The organism is Vreelandella sp. L-15 (assembly GCF_056857635.1).
In genome coordinates this window covers 1-3400 of sequence record NZ_JBSXNN010000028.1, presented here as the reverse complement: position 1 = coordinate 3400, position 3400 = coordinate 1, and the positions used below count along the sequence as shown (strand labels likewise).

Below are 3400 nucleotides of genomic sequence, written 5' to 3'. Positions count from 1 at the left end.
GCGCTCAGAGCACACAGGCGAGCGAATTCAGCGGAACGAAGCTCAGCCCGATAATGGGGGACAGGAACCGCCGTGGTACGGATCCGTTTGCCCGGTGGTGTGAGAGGACGGGGGAGGCGACTCCCCCTCCTACTCGATCTTGTTTTGTACCCGGTGTGGTGGCGTTTGCTTTCGAGGGCGTTGTGCACAAGCCCGCCCTGCAAAGCATACAGGGCGGGATAGAGGTTAGGCGATAGAGGTTATGCGTCGACTTTGCCTAGTAACAAAAACTCGATCAATGCTTTTTGAGCGTGTAGGCGGTTGCCGGCTTCCTGCCATACTACTGCCCTTGGGTCGTCCAGCAGCGTGAGGCTGATCTCTTCGCCTCGATGAGCAGGCAAGCAGTGTAAAAACAGCACGTCAGATTGGGCGGAGTCGAGCAGGGCTTCAGTTACCTGGAAGCCTGCAAAGTCGGCTTCTCGTTTTGCCTGCTCCTCTTCCTGGCCCATGGAAGCCCATACGTCAGTAGTGATTAAGTCAGCACCTTTAGCCGCTTCTTGTGGGTCGTGGAGCAGGGTGACGCAGTCACCCGCAGCGGCCATGATATCTTCGCGTGGTTCATAGCCTTCCGGGCAGCAGACCCGCAGATGAAAGCCGAACTGGCGGGCGGCGTTGATCCAGGAGTGGCACATATTATTGCCATCGCCAATCCACACCGCGGTGCGACCTTTGACGCTGCCGCGCAGCTCTGTCCAGGTCATCACATCTGCCAGCAGTTGGCAGGGGTGGTAGTCGTCGCTTAGGGCATTAATCACCGGCACGCTGCTGGCGCTGGCATAGGTTTCCAGGCCTTGGTGGGAGAAGGTGCGAATCATGACTGCATCCACCATCTCAGAGAGCACGCGAGCGGTGTCTTCGATTGGCTCGCCGCGGCCAAGCTGGGTGTCACGAGGAGAGAGGAAGAGCGCATGGCCACCAAATTGCGCCATGCCTGTTTCAAAAGAGACGCGGGTTCGGGTGGACGATTTTTCAAAAATCATCGCCAGCGTGCGGTTTGGTAGCGGTGTGTATACTGGGCCATTAGCTTTAAGATCCGTCTTGATCTTAATGGCACGCTGGATCAAATACGCCAGCTCATCTGGGGTCAAATCCAATAGGGTAAGGAAATGGCGTGTCGCCATGGACTTCTCTCCGCGCAAAAACACCATCCTAGCGATGCGGCAGGGGATGCGCAACGCGGGCGGCATGCGTAGAATGGCTGCCACGCGTTAAGGCCGAGTAGTTTGCTCGGGTATTGGTGTAATCACCAATCCATGGCATTACTAGGTCGTGGGGTTAAAGCCAGTTGACGAATTGCGTAAACTGGCTTGGATCACATCACTTATTTAGGAGCACATTATGAGCACCACTGCCGAAAATATTCAGCGTCAAATCAGCGAAAACCCGATTTTGATCTACATGAAAGGCACCCCCCAACTGCCCCAGTGCGGCTTCTCTGCACAGACAGTGCAGGCGCTGATGAGCTGCGGCGAACGTTTTGCCTTCGTCAACGTATTGGATAACCCGGATATCCGTGCTGAGCTGCCGAAAATTGCCAACTGGCCGACCTTTCCCCAGCTATGGGTAGAAGGCGAGCTGGTAGGCGGCTGCGATATTGTCATTGAAATGCATCAAAACGGTGAGCTTGAAAAGTTGGTAAAAGAAGCCGCCCAACGTGCTGGTGCCGCTGAAGGTGGCGATAACGCCTAAGCGTAACGCCTCATGCCGCTCGGCATCTGCCGGGCGGTTGGCGGGCTGCGGTGCAGCCGCTAGAATGGTGCTTTATGAAGCACCAACAATTAGCATCTACGGTTTACGATAGGCTGTTTAGCATCGACAGTCAGCCCGCCTAAGGAAGTTTTGCTCAATGAGCTATCAGGTTCTGGCCCGCAAATGGCGGCCACGTACATTCCACGAGCTCGTGGGCCAGGCCCATGTTCAACGCGCCTTGGTCAATGCCCTTGATCAGGGCCGCTTACACCACGCTTACCTGTTTACTGGCACGCGTGGCGTCGGCAAAACCACGCTGGCGCGCATTTTGGCGAAATGCCTTAACTGTACCGCTAATGGGCGCGGGGATGAGGGAATTACCTCGACACCCTGCGGTCAGTGCGATAGTTGCCAAGCCATCGATGAAGGCCGTTTTGTCGACCTGATCGAAGTCGACGCTGCTTCGCGAACCAAAGTAGAAGATACCCGCGAACTGCTCGATAACGTTCAGTACGCGCCTACCCAAGGGCGCTACAAGGTATACCTTATTGATGAGGTGCACATGCTCTCCACCAGCAGCTTTAATGCGCTGCTTAAAACGCTGGAAGAGCCGCCACCCCATGTAAAATTTCTGTTAGCGACCACCGATCCGCAGAAGCTCCCCGCCACGGTACTATCCCGCTGTTTGCAGTTTACGCTCAAGCATATGCCGCCTGAGCGGGTAGTCGAGCACTTAACTTATGTGCTGGGCGAAGAGGGGGTTGAGTATGATGAAAGCGCGTTGTGGCTGTTAGGCAAGGCTGCTGAAGGCTCCATGCGCGATGCAATGAGCCTGACTGATCAAGCCATAGCCTTTGGCCAAGGGGCTGTGCGCCATGCTGATGTAGCGGCAATGCTGGGCACGTTGGATCATCGCCATGTGCTGGCCTTGGTTGAAGCGCTAGCAGCGGTAGATGTTCAGAAGTTGCTGGCAGAAGTGGCCCAGCTAGCCGAGCAGGGGCCTGATTTTGCCGCCGTGCTAGATGAGTTAACTGCCATACTCCACCGCTTGGCCGTGGCGCAAATGGTGCCGGATGCAGTGGATAATAGCCACGGTGACCGAGCGCAAATTCAGCAGCTGGCCAGCCGTTTTACCGCTGAAGATATCCAGCTCTACTACCAGATTGGTATCCAGGGGCGTGGCGATATGGTACACGCCCCAGACTTGCGTAGTGCTCTGGAGATGACGCTGTTACGGATGCTGGCTTTCCGCCCTCAGGGCGTTCCCAAGCCACCTGCGACGCCGCTGCCGCTACGCCCTGAGCCTGCGCCGTCAGCAGATGCAACGCCAGCTCCCACAGCACCGCCAAGCGCCCCTGTGTTAGCGGAGCCAGCCGCAAAAAAGCCTGAGCCTGCACCCGCCGCTGCCGAGGCTGAGCCGCCTGAGCCTGCGGTGCAGGTAGCTCCACCAAGTGAGGCGCCCGAGGCATTAGAGCCGCAATATGATGCGCCGCCGCCCTGGTCGCTTGAAGAGGTAGAAAGCGCCGCTACGCTCTCGCCAGAGCCAGAGCCAGAGCCAGAGCCAGAGCCAGAGCCAGAGCCAGAGCCAGAGCCAGAGCCAGAGCCAGAGCCAGAGCCAGAGCCAGAGCCAGAGCCAGAGCCAGAGCCAGAGCCAGAGCCAGAGCCAGAGCCA

Annotated in this window: 3 protein-coding genes; 2 read left to right on the top strand and 1 reads right to left on the bottom strand. The window is 57.4% G+C overall.

All coding sequences use genetic code 11. The annotated features are described in order from the left end of the window. Positions 1-239 precede the first annotated feature (239 nt). Positions 240-1160: an ornithine carbamoyltransferase gene (gene argF / locus AC13CY_RS02945; RefSeq protein WP_044630133.1), complete on the bottom strand. Its 921-nt coding sequence runs from the start codon at positions 1158-1160 to the stop codon at positions 240-242. A gap of 217 nt (positions 1161-1377) precedes the next feature. Here argF and grxD point away from each other — a divergent pair, with 217 nt between their 5' ends. Then, on the top strand, positions 1378-1728 hold the full coding sequence (gene grxD, locus AC13CY_RS02940; protein WP_044630132.1) for a Grx4 family monothiol glutaredoxin: 351 nt from the start codon (positions 1378-1380) through the stop codon (positions 1726-1728). A 157-nt stretch (positions 1729-1885) separates the two neighbouring features. Beyond that, on the top strand, positions 1886-3400 hold a 1515-nt coding region (gene dnaX / locus AC13CY_RS02935), incomplete at its 3' end, for a DNA polymerase III subunit gamma/tau (protein ID WP_483052273.1).